The sequence below is a fragment of the Pseudomonas agarici genome (assembly GCF_900109755.1).
GTDB classification, from domain to species: domain Bacteria; phylum Pseudomonadota; class Gammaproteobacteria; order Pseudomonadales; family Pseudomonadaceae; genus Aquipseudomonas; species Aquipseudomonas agarici.
On the sequence record NZ_FOAR01000001.1, the window covers coordinates 128,451 to 152,226 of the forward strand.

The window sequence follows — 23,776 nt, forward strand, 5'->3', positions numbered from 1 at the left end:
GGTTGGCGCGAGACAGCAACAGGCTCAAGTGGCTTGTGGGGTGAGTTCCGTTAGTCAATTTCGGCGCCCTTTCCGTAACCTCTCCGACATAATCTTGTAATCGCCTTTTGCTATATAGGTCGGCCCGCTTATTAATATAAGGTCGCCCAGCATGCCCTCTTCACCTCGTCGCCTGACGCTCACCCTCGCCCTGCTCGCCAGCAGTGGGATGGTTGAACTGGCTCAAGCCCAGACGGTGCAAATCGATACATCGACCGCCACCGCACAAACCTTGAGCAGCAGCGACTCACTGACGGTTTCGGCGCCAGGCAGTCTGAGCACGACGAAAGTCGCGGTGACGTTGAAAGATGGCACCAGTACCAAGGGTGTGGTGATCGATAACGCCGGCACCATCGCCTCCACGGGCGGACGGGCTATCGACAGTTCGGGTGACCTCAATGCTGCGCGCAATTATTCGATCTACAACCGTGTCGGCGGCGTGATCCAGGGCGCCAACGATGCCTTGCGCATCGACAGCAATTTCGCCAGCGGCAGTCTGTTGATCGACAATAGCGGCACCATTCGCTCGGCTACCGGTCAGGCGCTGGACCTGGATGCGATACGCAGCGCCAACGTCACCACCACCCTCATCAACCGTGCGGGCGGGCTGATTCGCGGTGATGCCAGCGACGGCATGAAAACCGGCGGCAACGCGACCATCACCAACTATGGCGAGATTTCCACCGGCGACACTCACTCCTCCGACGAAAAGTACGACGGTGTGGATATCGACTCGGCCACTGGTGTGACGGTGACCAACTACGGCCTGATTTCCGGCGGCCGCCACGGCATCACCACTGACTTGGGCGCGACCCTGACCAACTACGGCACAGTGATCGGTCGCAATGGCTCAGGCTTCGGCTCCGACGGCGACGGCACGGTGATCAACCATGGCACCATCACCGGCGCCTTCTCGGGGCTGCAACCGGATGGTGATGGTGACGGCGTGGACATCGACAAGATCGCCCATATCGAAAACTACGGAATCATTCAGGGCGTAGGCGCTGGCGGCGTCGACAAAAACGGGTTTGCCAACGGCAGTGAAGGTATTGCCCTCGGCGGCGGCTATGTATTCAATGGCATTGGCGCGCTGGTCAGCGGTGCCAACAACGCGGTCCTGGTAGACGATGGTAGCGACGGTCCCGGTGTGGCGGCCACGACCCTGGAAAACCACGGCACCATCCAGGGCCTGGGCGGCTTTGGGGTGAAGTTCGTCGGTGAGTTTGCCGACACGGTGATCAACGCCGGCACCATCAGCGGCAGCAATGGCCTGGCCTTGGACCTGGGTGGCGGCGATGACAAGCTGATCCTGCGCAACGCCAGCCGCTTTATCGGCCTGGTCGACGGCGGCAGCGGCAACGACCGCCTGAGCATGGACGACTCGGCCGGCGGCAGTTTTGGCGAAAGCCGCAACTTCGAATGGCTGGACGTCAAACAAGGCGCCTGGACCCTCACAGGTAGCGGTGATTTCAGCGACGGCGGCGAGATTTTCAGCGGCGCCAAGTTGATCAACCAAGGCGGCATTGCCGGCAACCTGAGCGTCGATGAAGGCGGGACTTATGCTGGCGGTGACAGCGTCGGCAGCCTGTTGGTCAAAGGCACCTTGCAAACCAATACCGCGCTGGGCACCGCCAGCATTACCCGCGACTTGACCATGACCAGCGGCTCGACCCTGGCCTATGGCGTGAATGCCAACGGCGGCAGCGCGCCCGTGCAGGTCGGTGGCACCGCCTACCTGAATGGCGCGACCCTGGCGCTCACCTCCGATACCTACCCTGGGCAGAATCATTACACCGTGCTGCAGGCCGCCAGCATCAACGGCACCTTTGGCAGGGTCACCAGTGACTACGCCTTCCTCGCGCCTACCCTCGATTACAGTGCCAACCAGGTCGGCCTGACCTACACCCGCAACGATATCGCCTTCAACCAGTTCGCCAGTACCGGCAACGCCGCCAGTGCCGCCAATAGTCTGGCCACCCTGGGCAACAACAATGCGCTGTATAACGCCCTGCTCAGCACCACCACCGGCACCGCTGGCGCGGCCATCGAACAATTGGCCGGCAGCAGCACCGCCAACCTCACCAGCGCCACCCTCGGCGCCAGCGCCCAGGTGGGCAGCAGCATGCTCGCGGCCATGCATCAATTGGGCGGCGGCGCGGGGCTGCTGGTCGGGCTGGATCAAACCGACACGCCGGTACTTGCCGCCACTGGCGTGCCTGCCCAAGCACGCAACCTGAATGACCCCAACGCCCGTGGGCGCCTGTGGCTGCAAGGCATCGGCAGCTACGGCAAGCTCGACGGCGAACACGGCAGCAACGGCTTGACCCAACGCACCAAGGGCACGGTGATCGGTGTCGATTGGGCGCTGGATTCCGACTGGCGCGTGGGTGTACTGGGCGGCTACTCGAAGACCGACCTGGACACCACCGGCGTCGACGGCGACGTCGATAGCTGGCACGCCGGCCTCTATGCCATGCACCAGAGCGGCGCCCTTGCGTTGCGCCTGGGCGCCGCCTACAGCGGGCATCAGGGCGACAGCAAACGTACCGTGTCCTTCAATGGCTTTAGCGACCGCCCCAAGGGTGACTATGATGCCAACAGCCAGCAGGCTTTCGCCGAACTGGGTTACGCCATGGGCAGCGGGCGCCTGAGTGCCGAGCCGTTCGCCACCCTCGGTTACCAGCGCTACCAGCGCGACAGCTACAACGAAAAAGGCGGTGCCGCGGCGCTGCACGTCGACGGACAAACCCAGGACAACTTCACCAGCACCTTCGGTCTGCGCCTGGCGCACCTGAGCCAATTGGAGAACGGTATCAGCCTGACGCCACGGCTCAGCGCCGGCTGGAAACACACCTACGGCGATGTCGACAGCAACACTCGCCAGGCCTTCTTGATGGGCGGTAGCGCATTCAACGTCGAAGGCAGCGCGCTGGACCACGACAGCCTGCTGCTGGAGGCCGGGCTGGATGTGGGCCTGTCGGCGCGGCACAGCCTGGGCATCGGCTATACCGGCGAAATCGGCAGCAACAGCCGCAATCACGGGCTGATCGGCCAATGGCAGATGAGTTTCTAATCGCAGCAAGCTAGTTTGATAGCCATCTGGCGTTGGATTGCCCAGCGAGCTTGCGATCACGGGGAGCGGACTGCACCGCTACCCCGCAACCTCCGCATGGGCGCGAAAGGCGGCCTGCTGTATCCCGAGAACACGCCAGTGCGTGAACGGTGAGGCCGACCTGGTATAGAGTCTTGTACCCATACTAATAATGCCTACGTGCAAGACTTTCAGGGAAGCTCGCAATGACCTCCAGCAGCACCTTTGACGATGCCACGCCGAACAAACCGCTGAACTCCACCTCGCGAGTGGCAACCGCCAGCTTTATCGGCACCGCCATCGAATTCTACGATTTCTATGTGTATGCCACCGCTGCAGCGCTGGTGATCGGCCCGGTGTTTTTTCCACAGACCGATAGCACCGCGCAGATGCTCTCGGCATTCCTCACCTTCGGCATCGCGTTCCTCGCCCGCCCGCTGGGCTCGATCCTGTTCGGCCACTTCGGCGATCGCATCGGGCGCAAATCGACGCTGGTCGCCTCGTTGCTGCTGATGGGCATCTGCACCACGCTGATCGGCGTGCTGCCCGGTTACGCGACCCTCGGTGCCTGGGCACCGATTCTGCTGTGCCTGCTGCGCTTCGGCCAGGGCCTGGGACTGGGCGGTGAATGGGGTGGGGCCGCGCTACTGGCAACCGAGAACGCCCCCGAAGGCAAGCGCGCCTGGTTCGGCATGTTTCCGCAACTGGGGCCTTCGATCGGCTTTCTCGCCGCCAACGGCCTGTTCCTGATCCTCGCCATGACCTTGAGCGACGAGCAGTTCCGCTCCTGGGGCTGGCGCATTCCGTTCCTGCTCAGTGCCGCGCTGGTGATCGTCGGCCTGTACGTTCGTCTCAAGCTTGAGGAAAGTCCGGTCTTCGCCCATGCCGTGGCACGCCAGGAGCGGGTGAAGATACCGCTGGTCGAGCTGTTCAGCCGCTACTGGGTGCCAGTGTTGCTGGGCTCGGCGGCCATGGTGGTGTGTTACGCGCTGTTCTATATTTCGGCGGTATTTTCCCTGAGCTATGGCGTGGCCAACCTTGGCTATAGCCGCGAGACCTTCCTCGGGCTGCTGTGTTTTGCCGTGCTGTTCATGGCCGCGGCCACACCACTGGCGGCCTGGGCCAGCGACCGCTTCGGACGCAAGCCAGTGCTGATTCTTGGCGGTGTGCTGGCACTGCTGTCCGGTTTCACCATGGAACCACTGCTGGGGCATGGCTCGACCACCGGTGTCGCACTGTTCCTGTGCCTGGAACTGTTCCTGATGGGGATTACCTTCGCGCCGATGGGCGCGTTGCTGCCGGAGCTGTTTCCTACCCACGTGCGTTACACCGGCGCCTCGGCGGCCTATAACCTGGGTGGTATCGTCGGGGCCTCGGCTGCGCCGTTCTTTGCCCAGAAACTGGTGACAATGGGCGGTCTGAGCTGGGTCGGCGGGTATGTATCGGGAGCGGCGGCGTTGAGCCTGATAGCGATTTTCTGCTTGAAGGAAACGCGCTACAGCGATCTGAACAAAGTAGCCTGATCGGACGGTGAGGTCTTGACGGCCTCTTCGCGGGCAAGCCCGCGAAGAGCGCTACGGCTACAGCTCTACCACAACAGCCTGCGCCGCACGGGTCGCCTTGGCCCGCGCGGCTTCGATCGACTCATCACGCGCCAGCGCTACACCCATGCGACGCTGGCCGTTGACTTCTGGCTTGCCGAACAGGCGCAGGGCGGTATCTGGCTCGCTCAACGCCGCGCCAAGGTTGGCGAAAGCAGTCCGGCTCGACTGCCCTTGCACCAGGATCACCGCCGAGGCCGATGGGCCGAACTGACGGATCAACGGGATCGGCAAGCCGAGAATGGCCCGAGCATGCAACGCGAACTGCGACAGATCCTGGGAAATCATGGTGACCATCCCGGTGTCATGGGGACGCGGCGACACTTCGCTGAACCAGACCTGGTCGCCCTTGATGAACAACTCGACGCCAAACATGCCACGCCCGCCCAAGGCTTCGGTCACCGCCTTGGCGACTCGCTCCGACTCGGCCAGGGCCACCGGGCTCATCGCCTGTGGCTGCCAGGACTCCTGGTAGTCGCCCTGCTCCTGACGGTGGCCGACCGGCGCACAGAACGTGGTGCCGCCGACGTGGCGCACAGTCAACAAGGTGATTTCGTAGTCAAAGTCGATAAAGCCCTCGACGATCACCCGGCCTTTACCGGCGCGCCCGCCTTCCTGGGCATAATCCCAGGCCTTGCGCACATCATCGACGCCACGTAGCAGGCTCTGGCCCTTGCCCGAGGAGCTCATCACCGGCTTGACCACGCACGGAAAGCCCAGATCCTCAACGGCCTGGCTGTAGGCCTCGAAGGTGTCGGCGAAGTGGTAAGGCGAGGTCGGCAGTTTCAGTTCTTCAGCGGCCAGGCGCCGGATACCTTCACGGTTCATGGTCAACTGCGCGGCGCGGGCGGTCGGCACCACGGTGAAGCCCTCGGCCTCCAGCTCCACCAGGGTGGCAGTGGCAATGGCCTCAATTTCAGGGACGATAAAGTGCGGCTGCTCGGCTTCGATCACCGCTCGCAGAGCCGCTCCGTCAAGCATGTTGATCACATGGCTGCGATGCGCCACCTGCATGGCCGGCGCATCGGCATAACGGTCAACCGCGATCACTTCGACGCCCAGGCGTTGCAACTCGATGACGACTTCCTTGCCCAACTCACCACAGCCACAGAGCAATACGCGCGTCGCGGTCGGCGACAGTGGAGTTCCGATACGGGTCATTTCAGGTCCTCAAGGAAGCAGATCATCGAAGGTGCCCCATCACCGGCCACCTATTGGGAATTAAAGGCGGGCATTTTACATGAACTGGAGCCAATCGTTTCAGGCCGGATTCCATGGGCGCCGGAGCAGCGGGCGTCGAGTGCCGCTGAAGAGCCGTCGGTCGCTGCATTCGGGCAAGTCCGCTCGCTGCAAGGGGCCACTTTCACACCGTGCCGATAGTCAGGCCCTGGCGTTCGCCATCCACAGCAAGCCGCTAGACTTGGCCCGCTCGTGGCAACGCCCGAGCACTTCGCGACGCTCGACGTTATCCATCCGACTCCAACCGGTGATTTCCTCGACCGTGCGTTGGCAGCCGGTGCAGACATCCTGCTCATCCAACGCACAGATACTGACGCAGGGCGAGGGCACAGGGCGCTCCAGCGGCGTCATTCGAGGTCTTCCCGCAGCTCGCGAGCGTATCGCTGCGAATTATGCACATAGTGCGCGGCACTGGCTTCGAGCATCTTCTTCTGCGGCTCGGTCAGCTCACGCACCACCTTGCCCGGCGATCCCATCACCAGCGAACCATCGGGAATTTCCTTGCCTTCGCCGATCAACGAATTGGCGCCGATAATGCAGTTCTTGCCGATCTTCGCACCATTGAGAATCACCGCGTTGATGCCGATCAGGCTGTAGTCGCCCACGGTACAGCCATGCAGCATGGCGTTATGACCGATGGTCACGCCAGTGCCGATGGTCAGCGGATACCCCATGTCGGTGTGCATCACCGTACCGTCCTGGACGTTACTGTTACGACCGATCAGGATCAACTCGTTATCACCGCGCAACACCGCGTTGAACCAGACGTTGGCACCCTCTTGCAGCTTGACCTTGCCCACCAGCACGGCATTGGGGGCCACCCAGCTCCGCGGGTGGGCTTCGACGCGAAAGTCGCCCAAACGGTATTTCATACGGTAGTCCTCACGGATCGGCTACGACGCCATGCAGATGATGGCCTGTACGCTTCGCTATAGATTGATAAACCGCTCGGGCGGCTTGTGCAGGCTGATCTTGGCGTCATACAGCAGATTGATCAACTCGACGATCATGATCGCCGTGAGCCCCCAAATCTTGTATTCACCATAGCGATAGCTGGGGACGTACCAGCTCTGGCCCTGATAGTCGATGCGGTGGGTGTGTTCACGTGGGTCCTGGCGAAAGAACGCCAGCGGCACATTGAACACGGCGGCGATCTCGGCATCGTTGGCCCGGTATTCGACAAAATCCGGAACCACCCCGACATACGGCGTTACTCTGATCCCATGCAGCGAGATCAGCGGACTGAGCGGACCAACGATTTCCACCAAGCCCGGCGCCAGACCGATCTCCTCCTCGGCTTCACGCAGCGCGGTGAAGACCAGATCGGGATCTTCGGGATCGCGGCGACCACCGGGAAACGCGACTTCGCCACCATGGGTCGAAAGACCGCTGGCCCGCAGGGTCAGCACCAGTTCGGGCTCTTCGCTGCGCGTGATCGGCACCAATACCGCCGCTTCGGGAAAACGTCGATCCGTTTCCAGGGTGCGCGGAGTATGCTCGCTTATACGTCGAAGTAGCTCATCCAGCATGGCTAATCTCAATTTCTGACTTACCCTGCATCATGCACCAAACCGACAGGTCGCCCAACCCCTCAACCGATGCATATCGCGAAAGCACAACTTGCCGACAGGCGACCGACCACGCGAAGATAGACGGGCCATCCAGAGAGTCCAGCATGAAGTTTTGCAGCCAGTGCGGTAAACCGGTCAGTCAACGCATCCCCGAGGGCGACACGCGCCTGCGTTTTGTCTGCGATCATTGTCAGACCATTCATTATCAGAACCCCAATATCGTCGCCGGCTGCCTGCCGGTGTGGGGCAGCCAGGTGCTGCTCTGCAAACGCGCCATCGAGCCGCGCCTGGGCTATTGGACCCTGCCGGCCGGTTTCATGGAGAACGGCGAGACCGTCGAGGACGCCGCGCGTCGGGAAACCTTCGAGGAAGCTTATGCGCGGGTACGTAACTTGAACATCTACACGCTCATCGATGTGCCGCATATCAATCAGGTCCATGTGTTCTACCGCGCTGAATTGGCCGACCTGGATTTCCGTGCCGGCACCGAAAGCCTGGAAGTACGACTGTTCGAAGAACACCAGATCCCCTGGTCCGAACTGGCGTTCAAGACTGTCAGGCGTACCTTGGAATGTTTTTTCGCCGACCGCCCCACGCAACGGTTTCCGGTGCGCAACGAAGCCGTGTCGCCCATGATGCCCAAAGCAGCCTACCCCCAATAATCCACTCCACCATTTTTCAGGGATACCGTTTCAATGCGTTGGTTGCTTGCCGTTTTCTGCCTGTCCTTCGCCGCGCTGACCCAGGCTTCCGCCGACCCGCTGCAAGGTCGGATGATTGAAAAGGTCCTGGTCCTCAAGTCCGCCCACCAGTTGCAACTGGTCAGCGACGGTAAGCCACTGAAAACCTACCGGATTTCTCTGGGCAGGAACCCCAAGGGACAGAAACAGGTTGAAGGCGATCGCCGTACACCGGAGGGGTTCTACTGGATCGACTGGCGTAAGACCAGCGACAAATTCAATCTATCGATGCACATTTCCTATCCCAATATCAGCGATGCCGCACGCGCCCGCCGCGAAGGCCTCAACCCCGGCAGCATGATCATGATCCACGGCACACCGGACTCCGAGGACTACCCGGAGCAGTGGCTGCATACCCTTGACTGGACCGACGGTTGCGTCGGCATGCGCAACGTCGACATGCGCGAAGTGTGGAGCCTGGTCAAGGACGGCACCTTGGTGGAAATTCGCCCCTGAAGCGCCCTCCACCCTGATACCAGCAAAACCCAGAATGCCCGGCATGCTCGTCATACCGGGCATTTTATTGCGCTCGAAGATCACCAGTGGCATTGACATGGTATTCAAGTGGTATTAGTTTGGTGCCACTACCCGAGCGAAAAACCTCCAACAACCGCATCGGAAATCCTACATGAACAATATGCTCGCCCTGCGTCCCGACGAGTCCCAGCCTACGCCGTTGTACCTGCAACTGGCGCGCAACCTGGAAGCCGCCATTCATGCCGGCCAATGGAAAGCCGAGCAGGCATTGCCCTCGGAACGTAACTTGAGCGAACAGTTGGGGATCTCCCGAGTAACGGCCCGCAAGGCCCTGGAGATCCTCTTCGAACAAGGCCTGGTGCGCCGTAACCAGGGTTCGGGAACCTTTATCACCCCGCGCCTGGAGCAACCGCTGTCACGCCTGTCGAGCTTCAGCGAAATGCTCCGCTCCAAGGGTTTTGCGCCCAGCTCGCAATGGCTGGAGCGCCATATCGCCCTGCCCAGCCACGAAGAACTGATCCGCCTGGGCCTGTCCCCCAGTGACAAGGTCGCGCGCCTCAAACGGCTGCGCAAGGCCGACGACACGGTCATGGCCATCGAGATGAGCACCTTGCCCGCCGCGCTGATCCCCGAGCCGGAACAGGTCGGCGACTCGCTCTATGAATACCTGGACAGCATCGGTCGACCCGTGGTCCGCGCCCTGCAACATATCCGCGCGATCAATGCCTCACCGGACTTCGCCGCCCTGGTGAGCATCGAGCCCGGCACCGCGATGCTATTGATGACCCGTATCGGCTACCTCGAGGACAACACCCCCATCGAACTGACCGACACCTATTGCCGTAACGATTATTACGATTTCGTCGCCGAGCTGCGACGTTAGCCTGCCCAGGGGAACCTGCCATGTCCGAAGACAATATCCTTACCCCGCAAGGCTGGATTCGCGGCCGCCTGGTCCATCAGGCGGGCAAAGTGCAACGTATAGAAGGCACCCTCTGCGATCCGGCCGACAACGACCTGCCCTACCTGCTGCCCGGTTTTATCGACTTACATGTCCACGGCGGTGGCGGCAAGGACGTCATGCAGGGTGACGAGGCTTTCGAAACCATCGCCCGCACCCACCTACGCTTCGGCACCACCTCGTTGCTGGCCACGACCATGACCGCACCGCCCGAGGAAATCGGCGAAATCCTCACCCAGCTCGGCCATTACTGCGAACAGCGCCTGCCCGGCACCGCCCGTGTCCTCGGCGTCCACCTCGAAGGCCCGTTCATCAACCCCGGCAAACTGGGCGCCCAACCGAATTTCGCCCACACGGCAATCGCCGCCGAGATCGATGAATACCTGCGCCGCGCACCGATCAGGGTGATCACCATCGCTCCGGAAATTGCCGGTCACGCCCAGTTGATCCGTGCCCTCAGCCAGCGTGGCATACGCATGCAGATCGGGCACACCCTGGGTAGCTACGAAGAAGGCGTCGCCGCCCTCGACGCCGGAGCCACCAGTTTCACCCACTTGTACAACGCCATGAGCCCGCTGCATCACCGCGAGCCGGGCATCGTCGGTGCCGCCCTGGCCCATGCCCGCTACGCCGAACTGATCCCCGATCTGCTGCATGTGCATCCAGGCGCCATGCGCGTGGCCCTGCGCTCGATCCCCTGCCTCTACTGCGTGACCGATTCGACCGCTGCCGCCGGCATGCCGGATGGCGAGTACCGGTTGGGCAGCCATACCGTAACCAAATGCCTGGGCGGCGTGCGCTTAGCCGATGGCACCCTGGCCGGCAGCACCCTGACCATGGATCAGGCCTTGCGCAACTTGGTGAAGATCGGCCTGTCCATCGCCGAAGCCTCGCAACGCCTCTCGCAGTTCCCCGCCGACTACCTCGGCCTGGCACAACGCGGACGCCTGGAGCCTGGAGCCTGGGCCGACTGTGTACGCCTGGATCGCTCACTGACACTGACCTCGGTAAGGGTCGAAGGAGAAGCCGTTGACTTCCAGAATGCTTGAAGAGGCGTTGTCCTCCCATGAAGCGGTCAGCCGCCAGCTGCGCCAACTCGACGACGGTCTGAGCGAGATCGCCGCCCGCCTGCGCCAGCAGCCGCCGCATGTGGCAATGACCGTCGCCCGTGGTAGCTCCGACCACGCCGCCAGTTATTTCGCCTACCTGACCATGCAGAAGACTGGCGTGCCGGTGGCGTCGCTGCCGATGTCGGTGGTCACCCTGCGACATTCGCCCCTGCGGGTCAGCGGGCAGGCCGTATGGGCCTTTTCCCAATCAGGCCAAAGCCCCGACCTGGTCGACAGCCTGCACCTACTGCGCGAGCGCGGCGCCCTGAGCGTGGCCATGGTCAACGCGCTCGACTCGCCGCTGGAGGCCGCCTGTGAATACACCGTACCGCTGCTGGCCGGGGCCGAGCAAAGCGTCGCCGCCACCAAGAGCTTTATTGCCACCCTCAGCGCCAGCGCCCGGCTGCTCGGTCATTGGCAACAGGATCGCGCCCTGCTCGACGCCGGCCAGGCCTTGCCCGCCGGCCTGCGACAGGCTGCTGCCCTGGACTGGAGCAAGGCCATCGAGGTGCTGCGCGGCAGCGAGCGGCTGATGGTGATCGGTCGCGGCGCCGGCTTTGCCATTGCCCAGGAAGCCGCATTGAAGTTGAAGGAAACCTCGGCGATCCAGGCCGAGGCCTTCAGTAGCGCAGAAGTTCGCCACGGCCCGATGGCCCTGATCGGCACCGGTTACCCATTGCTGGTCTTCGCCCCACGGGGCGCGGAACAGGCCGGACTGCTCAAGCTGGCCACCGACATGCGCGAACTCGGTGCCCGCGTGCTGCTCGCCGCGCCGTCCGATATCGCCGAACGCGACCTGGACCTGGACCGCGCCGAACATCCGGCCCTCGACCCGATCCTGGCGATCCAGAGCTTCTATGTGATGGCCGCTCAACTGGCCGAGGCCCGCGGCATGGATCCTGATCAACCGCGTCACCTGAGCAAAGTCACCCGTACCCACTGACGAGTACAGCGCCATGCATAACAATAATGAGATCACCCTCGGCGCTCCGCTGAGCGGCCCCGTACTTCCCCTCACCCGCGTCGAGGATGCGGTCTTCGCCAGCGGGGCCATGGGCGAAGGCATCGCCATCGATCCGCTCAACGACACGCTGCATGCGCCCTGTGCCGGAGTGATCGTGCATATCGCGCGAACGCTGCACGCCTTGACCCTGCGTGCCGACAACGGCGCCGAACTGCTGCTGCACCTGGGCCTGGATACGGTCGAACTGCAAGGCGAAGGTTTTACTCTGTTGATCGAGGAAGGCGCCCAGGTCACTGCCGGCCAGGCCCTGCTGCGCTTCGATCTCGACCGGGTCGCCCGACGCTGCACAAGCCTGGTGAGCCCGCTGGTGCTGACTAACGGCGAACACTATCAACTACGGCTCCTGCCCCTCGACTCGGTAAAGGTCGGTGAGCCGTTACTGCAGATCCTGTCGCGCCAGACTGCCCCTCCACCGGCAACGGTTACCGACACGATGCCCGAAGAAGTCCGTGGCAGTGCCCGGGTCGCCCATCGCGGCGGCCTCCACGCGCGTCCGGCGGCCTTGCTGCGCCAGACCGCACAAGGTTTCAACTGTGAAGCGCGGCTGTGCCTGGGAGACAAATCTGCCTCCCTCACCAGCCTGATCGGCATCATGGGCTTGGGCGTCACCGAACAGGCCCAGGTGGAAATCACCTGCCGTGGCACCGATCGCGAAGCGGCCCTGCGGGCACTGCTGCAGGTCTTGCAAACACCGCTGGCCGAAGGCAAACATCACGCAGCCCCGTCCCACCCAACCACCTCCAGCCAACCGGCCGAGTCCGGCGTGCTGCATGGCGTGTGCGCCGCTCCCGGACTGGTCAGCGGCCCGCTCGCACACCTGCAAGCCATCGAGCTGGCGCCCGATACCCGTGGGCATATCGCCGACGAACAACTGCAGGCCCTGGATATCGCCCTGGAGAAGGTCCGCGCCGAGATCTACGATACCTTGCAACAGGCCCACGGGCGCCAGGATCACGAAGAACAAGCGATCTTCAACGCTCACCTGGCCCTGCTCGAAGACCCGGCCCTGCTTGATGCCGCCAGCCAGGCCATCGAACAGGGCAGCGCGGCGACCCATGCCTGGAGCCAGGCCATCGAAACCCAATGCCAGGTGCTGTTGAACTTGGGCAACCCGTTGCTCGCCGAACGCGCCAACGATTTGCGCGACCTGCGCCAACGGGTATTGCGTGCCCTGCTCGGCAAGGCCTGGCACCCTGAAGTGGCGCAAGGCTCGATTGTCGTCGCCCAAGAGCTGACCCCTTCCGACCTCCTGCTGATCAGCCAGCAGAAAATCGCCGGGCTGTGCATGGCCGAAGGCGGCGCCACTTCCCATGTGGCGATCCTCGCTCGGGGCAAGGGTTTGCCCTGCCTGGTAGCCCTCGGCCCGCGACTGCTGGAAATCGCTCCCGGTCAGCAGCTGGTACTCGATGCCGATCACGGACGCCTCGAACTGACCCCCGATACCACACGCCTCGAAGAAGTCGCCCTGGCCCACTGGCAACATCAGTTGCGGCGCCAGCAGCAACAGGTGCACAGCCACTCACCGGCACGGACCCGTGACGGCCTGTCCATCGAGGTGCTGGTCAATGTCGCCTCGGCCCATGAAGCCAGGGAGGCCAATCAAGGCGGCGCCGACGGTGTCGGCCTGCTGCGCACCGAGTTTCTGTTTGTCGACCGCCAGCACGCGCCCGATGAACAAGAACAGCGCAACGCCTACCAGGGCGTGATCGATGCCATGGGCAACAAGCCCGTCATCATCCGCACCATCGATGTCGGTGGCGATAAGCATCTCGACTACCTGCCACTCCCCGCCGAAGCCAACCCTGTGCTCGGCCTACGTGGCATCCGCCTGGCCCAGGCCCGGCCAGAACTGCTGGATCAGCAACTGCGTGCCCTACTGCAAGTCAGCCCGCTGCAACGCTGTCGGATCCTACTGCCGATGATCAGCGAGGTCGATGAACTGTTGCAAATCCGCCAGCGCCTCGACGAACTGGCCGCCGAGCTGGGCATCAGCCAGCGTCCCGAGCTGGGGGTGATGATCGAGGTCCCATCCGCCGCCCTGCTGGCCGAACAGTTGGCAGAGCACGCCGACTTCCTCTCCATCGGCACCAACGACCTGTCGCAATACACCCTGGCCATGGACCGCGACCATGCGGGCCTGGCCGCCAGGGTGGACGCCCTGCACCCGGCGGTGCTGCGCCTGATTGCCCAGACCTGCGCGGGCGCCGCTCGCCATCAACGCTGCGTCGGCGTCTGTGGTGCCCTGGCCTCGGACCCGTTGGCGACGCCACTGCTGATCGGTCTGGGCGTCAGTGAACTGTCCGTGAGCCCGCCGCAGATCGGCGAGATCAAGGAACGGGTACGCAGTCTCGACGCCGCCGAATGTCGCCGGATCAGCCAGTCGCTGCTCCAGCTCGGCAGTGCCGCCAGCGTCCGCGAGAGCTGCCGCCGACACTGGCCGCTGAGCTGATAACAACAATAAGGAGACACGCCATGTACCAGTTGTTTATCGAGGGTCTGCAACGCCTGGGCCGCGCACTGATGCTGCCCATCGCCATCCTGCCGATTGCCGGCCTGTTGCTGCGCCTGGGTGATACCGACCTGCTAAATATTGCGATCATCCACGATGCCGGCAACACCATTTTCACCCATCTGGCGCTGATCTTCGCCATCGGCATCGCCGTAGGTTTTGCCCGCGACAACAGCGGCACCGCCGGGCTGGCGGGCGCCATCGGCTACCTGGTGATGAGCTCCACGCTCCAGGTGCTCGACAGTAGCATCAACATGGGCATGCTCGCGGGGATCATCAGTGGCCTGCTCGGCGGCGCACTGTATAACCGCTTCAAGGATATCAAGCTGCCGGAATACCTGGCCTTCTTCGGCGGACGGCGATTCGTGCCGATCGTCACCGGCTTTTCGGCGGTGGGCCTGGGGGTGATCTTCGGGCTGATCTGGCCGCCGATCCAAAGCGCCATCAACAGCCTGGGCTTGTTGCTGGTCGAAAGCGGCAGCATTGGCGCGTTTATTTTCGGCGTTTTCAACCGCCTGCTGATCGTCACCGGATTGCACCATATCCTCAACAACATGATGTGGTTTGTCTTCGGCAGCTTCACCGATCTGGAGACCGGTCGCATAATCACTGGCGACCTGGCGCGCTACTTCGCCGGCGACCCGAAAGCCGGCCAGTTCATGACCGGCATGTTCCCGGTGATGATCTTCGGCCTGCCCGCCGCCTGCCTGGCGATGTATCGCAACGCCTTACCCGAGCGCCGCAAGCTGATGGGCGGAATCCTGCTGTCGATGGCCTTGACCTCGTTCCTGACCGGGGTGACCGAACCCATCGAGTTCGCCTTCATGTTCCTCGCGCCGCTGCTCTATGTGCTGCATGCGCTGCTCACCGGACTCTCGATGGCCATCACCAACCTGCTCAACATCCACCTGGGGTTCACCTTTTCCGGTGGCGCCATTGACATAGCACTGGGTTGGGGCAAGTCCACCAACGGCTGGCGGGTGCTGCCGGTAGGGCTGGCCTATGCGCTGGTCTACTATTTCGTGTTCGATTTCTGCATCCGTCGTTTCGACCTGAAGACCCCAGGGCGCGAACCCATCGGCAACACGGTAACGGCCAAGGCACTCAGCGAAAACCAGCGCGCCTTAGCTTACATCCAGGCGCTGGGCGGGGCCGATAACCTGGTGACGGTGGGCGCCTGCACCACACGGTTGCGGGTAGAGCTGCTGGATCGCAATAAGGCTGTGGATGTCGATCTCAAGGCACTCGGCGCTATGGCTGTGGTGCGCCCCGGCCATGCTGGCAGCTTGCAGGTGGTGGTCGGACCGTTGGCGGACAGTATCGCCGATGAGATTCGCCTGGCACTGCCCACCGCGGCGTCGCCAGTACGCGCCGTTGCCGACCAGGCGAGCGCCCAGGAACCGCTGACCGCGCAGCAGGTACGACAATGGCTCGCCGCACTGGGCGGCAAGGCCAATGTGCTGCAATTGGAATGCGTGGCGATGACCCGCCTACGGGTCAGGCTGGAGGAAGATCAGCGCTTGTCGGAAAAGGCGTTGAAGACATTAGGCTGCCAGGGTGTCAGCCAACTGGACAAAGGCGTCTGGCATCTGTTGGTGGGCAATCGCGCTGGCGGGATGAGCGAAGCGCTGGCCCCCGCACTGAATCTCAAGAGACCTTCGGCACTATCGTCCTGATGTCGTACAGCCGTCCCGATTTCCCGAAGACTTTTGCGTGAGTGAGCGCTGGTCCGGCCAACGCTCCCCGCCTCCATTCCGAGGCGGGGGTGCAGCAGCCGTTAAGGCGTAGCCCTGATCGAAGGAACGATCCGGCTATCAAAAATCGGCGAGACGACAGACCTCATAGGCCGGCGTCTCGTAAGGGTGACTGTGCTTGAGGGCCGTGACCACGGTTTCGATCAGCGCATCCTCCACGACCAGCTCAACCTTCCATTCCGCCACCTGCTCGACCACCCCGGTTTGCCCGAGAAACGGCTGGCTGGCGTCCAACGGGCGAAATTGGCCCTGACCCAACACCTGCCAGGCGCAGTGGTCATAGGCGCCGATCCGTCCGCCACCGGCGGCGAATACGGCGCTCTTGACCTGCTCCACATGGCTTGGCGGAACAAAAAAGCTGAGCTTGTACATGACGCGACTCAGTCGACCCAGACGCGAGCGCTACGGAACATACGCAACCAGGGTGCGTCTTCGCTCCAGTCTTGCGAACGCCAGGAGTTCTGCACAGCGCGGAACACCCGCTCAGGGTGCGGCATCATGATCATGACGCGACCGTCACGGCTGGTCAGTCCGGTGATCCCACGCGGCGAACCGTTCGGGTTGGCCGGGTAAGTTTCGGTGACCTTGCCATAGTTGTCGACAAAGCGCATGGCCACGCAACCCGACAAGTCGGCTTGCAGCAGGGCTTCTTCGCTGTCGAATTCGGCATAACCCTCGCCATGGGCGATGGCAATCGGCATGCGCGAACCGGCCATACCCTGCAGAAAGATCGAGTTCGACTCCTGGATCTGCACCATCGCCACCCGCGCCTCGAATTGCTCGGAACGGTTGCGCACGAAGTGCGGCCAGAACTCGCTGCCCGGAATCAATTCGTGCAGGTTGGACAGCATCTGGCAACCGTTGCACACGCCAAGGGTGAAGCTGTCGCTGCGCTCGAAGAAGCCCTGGAAGGCATCACGGGCACGGGCGTTGAACAGCGCCGACTTAGCCCAGCCTTCACCGGCACCCAGGACGTCGCCGTAGGAGAAGCCGCCACAGGCGACCAGGCCCTTGAAGGCGTTCAGGTCGACACGACCGGCGAGGATATCGCTCATGTGCACGTCAATGGCATTGAAGCCGGCACGATCGAACGCCGCCGCCATTTCCACCTGGCCGTTGACACCCTGCTCGCGCAGTATCGCCACCTGCGGGCGAAGGCCCTTCTTGATGTAGGGCGCGGCGATGTCCTGGTTGACGTCGAAGCGCGTCTTGTAGCTCAGCCCAGGGTTGCTCTCGTCGAGCAGCAGGTCGAATTCCTGGTCGGCGCAGTGGGCGTTGTCACGCAGGCGCTGGATCCGGTAACTGGTTTGCGCCCACTGGCGTTGCAGCAGACGACGCTCGCCGGCGAACACCGTGTCGCCGTTGAAGGTGATGCTGACTTCGCCGTTGTTCAATGGCTGGCCGATCACCGCCACGCAATCGCCCAGGCCAGCGGCGCTGAACTGCGCCAGCACGTCCGCAGTCGCATCCTGGCGAACCTGGATCACCGCACCCAGCTCCTCGTTGAACAGGATGGCCGCGATCTCGGCGGCACTTTCCGCCACGCCATCGAGGTTCAGGTTCAGGCCGCAGTGGCCGGCGAAGGCCATTTCCACTGCACTAACCAGCAGGCCACCGTCGGAACGGTCATGGTAGGCCAACAAGTGACCGTCGGCGTTGAGCCCCTGGATCACAGCGAAGAAAGCCTTGAGGTCTTCCGCATCATCGACGTCCGGCGCCTGTTTGCCGAGCTGGCCATGCACTTGGGCGAGAATCGATGCCCCCATGCGGTTCTGGCCGCGCCCCAAGTCGATCAGGATCAGGTCGGTAACGCCCTTATCCATGCGCAGTTCAGGCGTCAGGGTCTGGCGGATATCGAGCACCGGCGCAAAGCCGGTCACGATCAGCGACAACGGCGAGGTGACGCTCTTGTCGACCCCTTCGTCGTTCCAGCGAGTGGCCATGGACATCGAGTCCTTGCCCACTGGAATGGTGATGCCCAGCTCAGGGCACAGTTCCATCCCCACCGCTTTTACCGTGTCATACAGGCGAGCATCTTCACCCGGATGACCGGCCGCCGACATCCAGTTGGCCGAGAGCTTGATATCGGAAATCTTGCCGATGCGCGAGGCCGATAGGTTGGTCAGGGTCTCGCCGATCGCCATGCGACCGGACGCCGGGGCATTGAGCAAGGCCAGCGGGGTACGCTCGCCCATGGCCATGGCTTCACCGGTGTAGACGTCGAAACTGGTGGCGGTGACGGCGACGTCAGCCACCGGGACCTGCCATGGCCCAACCATCTGGTCGCGGGCAACCAGGCCGGTGATGGTGCGGTCGCCGATGGTGATCAGGAAGCTCTTGCTCGCCACGGCTGGATGGTGCAGGACGCGCTCGATGCAGTCGGCAATCGCCAGGCTGCTCGGATCGAAATCGTCGCCCAGCTCGGTTTCGCGAACCGCCGAACGGTGCATGCGCGGAGCCTTGCCCAGCAGCACTTCGAGGGGCATGTCCACCGGGCTGTTGCCGAAGTGGCTATCGGTGACTGTCAGTTGCGGTTCGGCGGTGGCCTCACCGACGACCGCGAACGGGCAGCGCTCGCGTTCGCAGATCGCCTTGAAGCGCTCGAAATCGGCGGCATCGACCGCCAGGACGTAACGCTCCTGGGATTCGTTGCTCCAGATTTCGTGCGGGGCCATGCCCGGCTCGTCGTTGGGAATATTGCGCAGTTCAAAACGGCCACCACGGTTGCCGTCATTGACCAGCTCCGGGAAGGCATTGGACAGGCCGCCCGCGCCGACGTCATGGATAAAGCTGATGGGGTTCTTGTCGCCCAACTGCCAGCAACGGTCGATCACTTCCTGGCAACGGCGCTCCATTTCCGGGTTTTCCCGTTGTACCGAAGCAAAGTCCAGGTCCGCCGAGCTGGTGCCGGTGGCCATTGAGGACGCCGCGCCGCCGCCCAGGCCGATCAGCATCGCCGGGCCACCGAGTACGATCAGTTTGGAGCCGACGCTGATTTCGCCTTTCTGCACGTGCTCGGCGCGGATGTTACCCATGCCGCCAGCGAGCATGATCGGCTTGTGATAGCCGCGCACTTCCTCGCCACGCGGGGTGGTGATGGATTGTTCGAAGGTACGGAAGTAACCGGTCAGGGCCGGACGACCGAACTCGTTGTTGAACGCCGCGCCACCCAGCGGGCCTTCGATCATGATGTCCAGCGCGGTGACGATACGCTCGGGCTTGCCATAAGACACTTCCCAAGGTTGCTCAAAGCCGGGAATGCGCAGGTTGGATACGCTGAAACCGGTGAGGCCGGCTTTCGGCTTGGCGCCGCGTCCGGTGGCACCTTCGTCGCGAATCTCGCCACCGGAGCCGGTGGAGGCGCCCGGAAACGGGGCAATCGCAGTCGGGTGGTTGTGGGTCTCGACTTTCATCAGGATGTGCACCGGCTCCTGCACCGCGCCGTACTGGCGGGTCTCGGGGTCCGGGAAGAAGCGACCGGCGACATGGCCAACGATCACCGAGGCGTTGTCCTTGTAGGCCGACAGAACACCTTCGCTGTGCATCACGTAGGTGTTCTTGATCATGCCAAACAGGCTTTTTTCCTGGCTTTGGCCATCAATATCCCAACTGGCGTTGAAAATTTTATGACGACAGTGCTCGGAGTTAGCCTGGGCGAACATCATCAGTTCGATATCATGCGGATTGCGCTTGAGACCAATGAACGCATTCACCAGGTAATCGATTTCGTCTTCGGCCAAGGCCAGGCCCAACTCGAGGTTGGCCTTTTCCAGCGCGGCACGCCCCCCACCGAGGACATCCACGGCCGTCAGCGGCTTGGGCTCGGCATGGCTGAACAGGCCGGCGGCCTGCTCCAGATTGGTCAGCACCAGTTGGGTCATGCGGTCATGCAGGTTGGCGCTGATCAGCTCGGCTTCGGCGTCGCTGAACTGGCCGGCGACGTAGAAGGCAATACCGCGCTCCAGACGCTGAATTTTCCCCAGGCCGCAGTTGCGAGCAATGTCGCTGGCCTTGCTTGACCATGGCGAAATAGTGCCAAAACGCGGCAACACCAGGAACAAACGGCCGTCAGGCTCCTGAACCGGCACGCTCGGGCCGTATTTCAGAAGACGGGCCAGCACTTGCTGTTCGTCGTCCGTCAGAACACCGGTGACTTCGGCGAAATGGGCGAACTCGGCATACAAGCCACTGACAGCCGGAACGCATCGGCTAAGTTGCTCAAGAAGTTTGCCGTGGCGAAAGGCGGAAAGGGCAGGAGCACCGCGCAGGATCAACATCTTCGGGACAGCCTCGGGAAGGGGGTGTGCTTTGAGGCCGTGCATTCTAGCCTAAACCGCCCGCCACGACACCCGAAACGGCACGTTTGCCGTGCGCCAGACGTCGGTCCGGGTGGGCCTGCTTATTATTAATAGGCATCAAGGACATCCGGAGCGGTTATTTTTGCTCCGTTTCCCCCGGCGCCACGCCCCATTTCCGAGGTCTTCAGCACTATCCGGGTTGCGCTAGCAGACCGACACCCATCTGTCGAGATATGGCGGCCGGGGTCCTTTGCGTATACTGCGCACATGTTTTCCCAAACGACTTTCCGCCCGCGTTGCGCCAAGTGGCTCATCGCAACCGGACTCTTCCTGATGCTCGGTGCCTGTGTTGAAAAACCCAGCACGCTTGAGCGCATAAAGGAGGATGGCGTACTGCGCGTGATCACCCGCAACAGCCCGGCGACCTACTTCCAGGATCGCAACGGCGAAACCGGCTTCGAATACGAGCTGGTCAAGCGCTTCGCCGATGACCTGGGGGTCAAGCTCCAGATCGAAACCGCCGACAATTTTGACGATCTGTTCAAGCAACTGGGCCAACCCAACGGCCCGGTCCTGGCAGCCGCCGGCCTGGTAGGCAGCGATCAACGCAAGCAACAGGCGCGCTTTTCCCACCCTTATCTGGAAGTCACCCCGCAAGTCATCTACCGTAACGGCCAATCCCGCCCCACCACCCCCGCGAATCTGGTGGGCAAACGCATCACAGTATTGAAAGGCAGCCCCCACGCGGAACAGTTGGCCGAACTGAAGAAGCAAAATCCCGCAATAGAATACGAAGAATCCGACGCCGTCGAAGTGATCGACCTATTGCGCATGGTTGATGAGGGCCAGATCGACCTGACCCTGGTGGACTCCAACGAAGTGGCGATGAACCAGGTCTACTTCCCCAACGTGCGGGTCGCCTTCGACCTCGGCGACGTCCGCAACCAACGCTGGGCGGTCGCCCCGGGAGAAGACAATAGCCTGCTCAACGAGATCAACGCCTACCTCGACAAGGTACAGAAGAACGATACTCTGCAACGCTTGAAAGACCGTTATTACGGGCACGTCGACGTCCTCGGCTATGTCGGCGCCTATACCTTCGCTCAGCACCTGCAGCAACGGCTGCCCAAATACGAGAAATACTTCCAGGCCTCGGCCAAGGAAGAAAAGATCGACTGGCGCCTGCTCGCAGCCATCGGCTATCAGGAGTCGCTATGGCAACCGGGCGTCACTTCCAAGACCGGCGTGCGCGGCCTGATGATGCTGACCCAGAGCACCGCCCAGGCCATGGGTGTATCTAACCGCCTGGACGCCAAACAAAGCATCAGTGGCGGCGCCAAGTACCTGGCCTACGTGAAGGACCTGCTCGATGAGAAAATCGAGGAGCCGGATCGCACCTGGTTTGCCTTGGCCGCCTACAACGTCGGCGGCGGTCATCTGGACGATGCCCGCAAACTGGCCGAAAACGAAGGTCTGAACCCGAACAAATGGCTGGATGTGAAGAAAATGCTGCCACGCCTGGCGCAAAAGCAGTGGTACAGCAAGACTCGCTACGGCTACGCCCGCGGCGGCGAGCCGGTGCATTTCGTCGCCAACATCCGTCGCTATTACGACATCCTGACCTGGGTGACCCAACCGCAGTTGGAAGGCAGCCAGGTGACGGAAAGTGCCCTGCATGTGCCAGGCGTCGACAAGACCAAACCAACCGAGCAATCGCCGCAGCTATAAGCTCGCCATGATCATGCGGCAAGAAGCCAGGAATGATCTCAGGCCTTGGCCGCAGCCGCCAGGATCAGCGCCTTCATTTCCGATACCGCGCCCTTGAAACCGACAAACAACGCATGGGCCACCAGCGCGTGGCCGATGTTCAATTCATTGATTCCAGGGATCGCCGCCACTGCCTCGACGTTGTGATAATGCAGGCCGTGCCCGGCGTTCACGATCAACCCCTGGGACACGCCAAAGGCCACTCCATCGGCGATTCGCTTCAGCTCCTCGGCCACCTCGCTTGGGGTTTGGGCATCGGCATAACGCCCGGTATGCAATTCGATCGCCGGAGCCCCGACCCGCTTGGACGCGGCAATCTGCTGCTCGTCGGCATCGATGAACAAGGAGACTTCACTGCCAATCCTGCTCAAGCGCTCCACCGCCGCCTTGATCCGCGCCTCCTGCCCGGCCACATCCAGGCCGCCTTCGGTCGTCAGTTCCTGACGGGTTTCCGGGACCAGACAGATATGCGCCGGACGAATACGTTCGGCAAACACCATCATTTCTTCGGTCACGCCCATTTCAAAGTTCATGCGGGTTTGCAGCACATCCTTGAGCAGCAGCACATCACGCTCCTGGATATGCCGGCGATCTTCACGCAGGTGTACGGTGATCCCATCGGCCCCCGCCTCTTCGGCATCCAGCGCGGCCTTGACCGGATCGGGGTAACGCGTGCCCCGGGCCTGACGCAAAGTCGCTACGTGGTCGATATTAACGCCAAGAAGAATGCGGGTGCGGGTGGTCACTGGAAGGCTCCTGAACAGTTGAGGATTCGCCCCACAGCATACACGGGGATCTCAGGGCTTTCGAAACAACTCGCGACTAATCAGCGGCTTGCCCCCCAAATGCACCGCCAGCGCCTGGCGCATCAGGCGCTTGGCCGCCGGCAGAGCTCCGACCGCGCTCCAGTCGGCTTCGGCCATCGCCAACAGCTCGGTGCCCTGGAACAATCCGGGTTGCAGCAGGTAGACCCGCTCAAGACCGGCATCGACTTGCAGGCGATACAAACCGTCCGCCGCCAGTGGTTCGCCATGGATATCCACGTCCAGGGCAAAGCCGTAGCCGAGATCGTCCAGCAGTCGCCATTCAAACGAGCGCAACAGCGGTTCCAGCGCACGCCCTTCGGCAAGGGCGAGTAAGGTCGCGGCATAATGGTCGAAGACCGCCGGGTGCGGATCTTCGGCGGGCAGCAGGCGGATCAGTAGTTCATTGAGGTAGAGGCCGCTGAACAGTGCTTCGCCGTTGAGCCAGGTGGAGACGCCTGCGCTTTCCATGCGACCAACGTTCTTCAATTCGCCGCGACCGCGAAACTCGACTTCAAGGGGCACGAAGGGTCGCGCCAGAGTCCCGGCTTTGCCCCGCGCACCGCGTAGTACCGCACGAAGCCGGCCTTGTGGGGTGATGAAATCCACCAGCGCACTGCTTTCGCGGTAAGCACGGGAGTGCAGGACGTAGGCCGGTTGGCCGGGAGGGGGCTGGGTGGACATCGGCGTATGAATGTCTCTGAAAGGATACTACGTGTGGCGGGCAAACTGATGGTGGCGAGCATGCTTGCCCGCTCGCCACCAGAGCGCGTGCTTAGCCACAGGGTGCCGT

At 62.5% G+C, this 23,776-nt stretch carries 18 protein-coding genes; 10 read left to right on the top strand and 8 right to left on the bottom strand.

Features of this window, described 5'->3' with window-relative positions:
• The first annotated feature begins 151 nt into the window (after positions 1-151).
• Positions 152-3,112, top strand: a complete 2,961-nt coding sequence (locus BMX68_RS00565) for an autotransporter outer membrane beta-barrel domain-containing protein (protein ID WP_017130798.1) — start codon at positions 152-154, stop codon at positions 3,110-3,112.
• Between the two features lie 224 nt (positions 3,113-3,336).
• Positions 3,337-4,653, top strand: coding sequence for an MFS transporter (locus BMX68_RS00570; protein ID WP_017130797.1), 1,317 nt, complete (start codon positions 3,337-3,339; stop codon positions 4,651-4,653).
• Positions 4,654-4,710: 57 nt separating this feature from the next.
• Here BMX68_RS00570 and purT read toward each other — a convergent pair whose 3' ends face one another.
• The 4 genes from purT to BMX68_RS00590 all read right to left on the bottom strand — a co-directional run bounded on the left by purT (position 4,711) and on the right by BMX68_RS00590 (position 7,499).
• Positions 4,711-5,892 (bottom strand): formate-dependent phosphoribosylglycinamide formyltransferase, encoded by a 1,182-nt coding sequence (purT, locus tag BMX68_RS00575; RefSeq protein ID WP_017130796.1) that lies wholly within the window; start codon positions 5,890-5,892, stop codon positions 4,711-4,713.
• Positions 5,893-6,111: 219 nt separating this feature from the next.
• Positions 6,112-6,321, bottom strand: a complete 210-nt coding sequence (locus tag BMX68_RS00580) for a DUF1289 domain-containing protein (protein WP_017130795.1) — start codon at positions 6,319-6,321, stop codon at positions 6,112-6,114.
• Positions 6,318-6,842: a gamma carbonic anhydrase family protein gene (locus tag BMX68_RS00585; protein WP_017130794.1), complete on the bottom strand. Its 525-nt coding sequence runs from the start codon at positions 6,840-6,842 to the stop codon at positions 6,318-6,320. The genes BMX68_RS00580 and BMX68_RS00585 overlap by 4 nt, the downstream gene beginning before the upstream one ends.
• 57 nt (positions 6,843-6,899) lie before the next feature.
• Positions 6,900-7,499, bottom strand: a complete 600-nt coding sequence (locus BMX68_RS00590) for a CoA pyrophosphatase (RefSeq protein WP_017130793.1) — start codon at positions 7,497-7,499, stop codon at positions 6,900-6,902.
• A gap of 146 nt (positions 7,500-7,645) precedes the next feature.
• On the opposite strand from BMX68_RS00590, the gene BMX68_RS00595 reads away from it, so the two are divergent.
• From BMX68_RS00595 to nagE, 7 genes are all read left to right on the top strand, one after another.
• Positions 7,646-8,203, top strand: a complete 558-nt coding sequence (locus tag BMX68_RS00595; protein ID WP_017130792.1) for an NUDIX hydrolase — start codon at positions 7,646-7,648, stop codon at positions 8,201-8,203.
• A gap of 33 nt (positions 8,204-8,236) precedes the next feature.
• Positions 8,237-8,737: a L,D-transpeptidase family protein gene (locus BMX68_RS00600; RefSeq protein ID WP_017130791.1), complete on the top strand. Its 501-nt coding sequence runs from the start codon at positions 8,237-8,239 to the stop codon at positions 8,735-8,737.
• A gap of 172 nt (positions 8,738-8,909) precedes the next feature.
• Positions 8,910-9,641 carry a GntR family transcriptional regulator gene (locus BMX68_RS00605; protein WP_017130790.1) on the top strand — a complete coding sequence of 244 codons (732 nt, stop codon included), beginning with the start codon at positions 8,910-8,912 and terminating at the stop codon, positions 9,639-9,641.
• Positions 9,642-9,661: 20 nt separating this feature from the next.
• A complete protein-coding gene (nagA, locus tag BMX68_RS00610; protein WP_017130789.1) occupies positions 9,662-10,768 on the top strand; it encodes an N-acetylglucosamine-6-phosphate deacetylase in 1,107 nt (368 codons plus the stop codon).
• Entirely contained in the window at positions 10,749-11,771 is a 1,023-nt protein-coding gene (locus BMX68_RS00615) for an SIS domain-containing protein (RefSeq protein ID WP_026013048.1), read from the top strand. Before nagA ends, BMX68_RS00615 begins: the two co-directional genes overlap by 20 nt.
• 13 nt (positions 11,772-11,784) lie before the next feature.
• Entirely contained in the window at positions 11,785-14,301 is a 2,517-nt protein-coding gene (gene ptsP, locus BMX68_RS00620; RefSeq protein ID WP_017130787.1) for a phosphoenolpyruvate--protein phosphotransferase, read from the top strand.
• A 23-nt stretch (positions 14,302-14,324) separates the two neighbouring features.
• Positions 14,325-16,037: an N-acetylglucosamine-specific PTS transporter subunit IIBC gene (nagE, locus tag BMX68_RS00625; RefSeq protein ID WP_017130786.1), complete on the top strand. Its 1,713-nt coding sequence runs from the start codon at positions 14,325-14,327 to the stop codon at positions 16,035-16,037.
• A gap of 138 nt (positions 16,038-16,175) precedes the next feature.
• Here the strand turns inward: nagE and BMX68_RS00630 are convergent, their stop codons facing one another.
• Complete coding sequence (locus BMX68_RS00630) at positions 16,176-16,487, bottom strand: YqfO family protein (RefSeq protein ID WP_017130785.1); 312 nt, start codon at positions 16,485-16,487, stop codon at positions 16,176-16,178.
• Between the two features lie 8 nt (positions 16,488-16,495).
• The gene (purL, locus tag BMX68_RS00635; protein ID WP_026013047.1) at positions 16,496-20,392 is read right to left on the bottom strand and encodes a phosphoribosylformylglycinamidine synthase; all 3,897 of its coding nucleotides are present in this window, start codon (positions 20,390-20,392) and stop codon (positions 16,496-16,498) included.
• A 288-nt stretch (positions 20,393-20,680) separates the two neighbouring features.
• Here purL and mltF point away from each other — a divergent pair, with 288 nt between their 5' ends.
• Positions 20,681-22,141: a membrane-bound lytic murein transglycosylase MltF gene (gene mltF, locus BMX68_RS00640; protein ID WP_017130783.1), complete on the top strand. Its 1,461-nt coding sequence runs from the start codon at positions 20,681-20,683 to the stop codon at positions 22,139-22,141.
• Positions 22,142-22,179: 38 nt separating this feature from the next.
• Here the strand turns inward: mltF and pdxJ are convergent, their stop codons facing one another.
• Together pdxJ and recO are read right to left on the bottom strand one after the other, a co-directional pair.
• Entirely contained in the window at positions 22,180-22,926 is a 747-nt protein-coding gene (pdxJ, locus tag BMX68_RS00645; RefSeq protein ID WP_017130782.1) for a pyridoxine 5'-phosphate synthase, read from the bottom strand.
• A gap of 51 nt (positions 22,927-22,977) precedes the next feature.
• Complete coding sequence (recO, locus tag BMX68_RS00650) at positions 22,978-23,667, bottom strand: DNA repair protein RecO (RefSeq protein WP_017130781.1); 690 nt, start codon at positions 23,665-23,667, stop codon at positions 22,978-22,980.
• Positions 23,668-23,776 lie beyond the last annotated feature (109 nt).

What these genes read in the sequence shown, in the direction of transcription:
- BMX68_RS00565 (WP_017130798.1), top strand. Translation starts at nt 152, where the DNA reads ATGCCCTCTTCACCTCGTCGCCTGACGCTCACCCTCGCCCTGCTCGCC.
- BMX68_RS00570 (WP_017130797.1), top strand. Translation starts at nt 3,337, where the DNA reads ATGACCTCCAGCAGCACCTTTGACGATGCCACGCCGAACAAACCGCTG.
- purT (WP_017130796.1), bottom strand. Translation starts at nt 5,892, where the DNA reads ATGACCCGTATCGGAACTCCACTGTCGCCGACCGCGACGCGCGTATTG.
- BMX68_RS00580 (WP_017130795.1), bottom strand. Translation starts at nt 6,321, where the DNA reads ATGACGCCGCTGGAGCGCCCTGTGCCCTCGCCCTGCGTCAGTATCTGT.
- BMX68_RS00585 (WP_017130794.1), bottom strand. Translation starts at nt 6,842, where the DNA reads ATGAAATACCGTTTGGGCGACTTTCGCGTCGAAGCCCACCCGCGGAGC.
- BMX68_RS00590 (WP_017130793.1), bottom strand. Translation starts at nt 7,499, where the DNA reads ATGCTGGATGAGCTACTTCGACGTATAAGCGAGCATACTCCGCGCACC.
- BMX68_RS00595 (WP_017130792.1), top strand. Translation starts at nt 7,646, where the DNA reads ATGAAGTTTTGCAGCCAGTGCGGTAAACCGGTCAGTCAACGCATCCCC.
- BMX68_RS00600 (WP_017130791.1), top strand. Translation starts at nt 8,237, where the DNA reads ATGCGTTGGTTGCTTGCCGTTTTCTGCCTGTCCTTCGCCGCGCTGACC.
- BMX68_RS00605 (WP_017130790.1), top strand. Translation starts at nt 8,910, where the DNA reads ATGAACAATATGCTCGCCCTGCGTCCCGACGAGTCCCAGCCTACGCCG.
- nagA (WP_017130789.1), top strand. Translation starts at nt 9,662, where the DNA reads ATGTCCGAAGACAATATCCTTACCCCGCAAGGCTGGATTCGCGGCCGC.
- ptsP (WP_017130787.1), top strand. Translation starts at nt 11,785, where the DNA reads ATGCATAACAATAATGAGATCACCCTCGGCGCTCCGCTGAGCGGCCCC.
- nagE (WP_017130786.1), top strand. Translation starts at nt 14,325, where the DNA reads ATGTACCAGTTGTTTATCGAGGGTCTGCAACGCCTGGGCCGCGCACTG.
- BMX68_RS00630 (WP_017130785.1), bottom strand. Translation starts at nt 16,487, where the DNA reads ATGTACAAGCTCAGCTTTTTTGTTCCGCCAAGCCATGTGGAGCAGGTC.
- purL (WP_026013047.1), bottom strand. Translation starts at nt 20,392, where the DNA reads ATGTTGATCCTGCGCGGTGCTCCTGCCCTTTCCGCCTTTCGCCACGGC.
- mltF (WP_017130783.1), top strand. Translation starts at nt 20,681, where the DNA reads ATGTTTTCCCAAACGACTTTCCGCCCGCGTTGCGCCAAGTGGCTCATC.
- recO (WP_017130781.1), bottom strand. Translation starts at nt 23,667, where the DNA reads ATGTCCACCCAGCCCCCTCCCGGCCAACCGGCCTACGTCCTGCACTCC.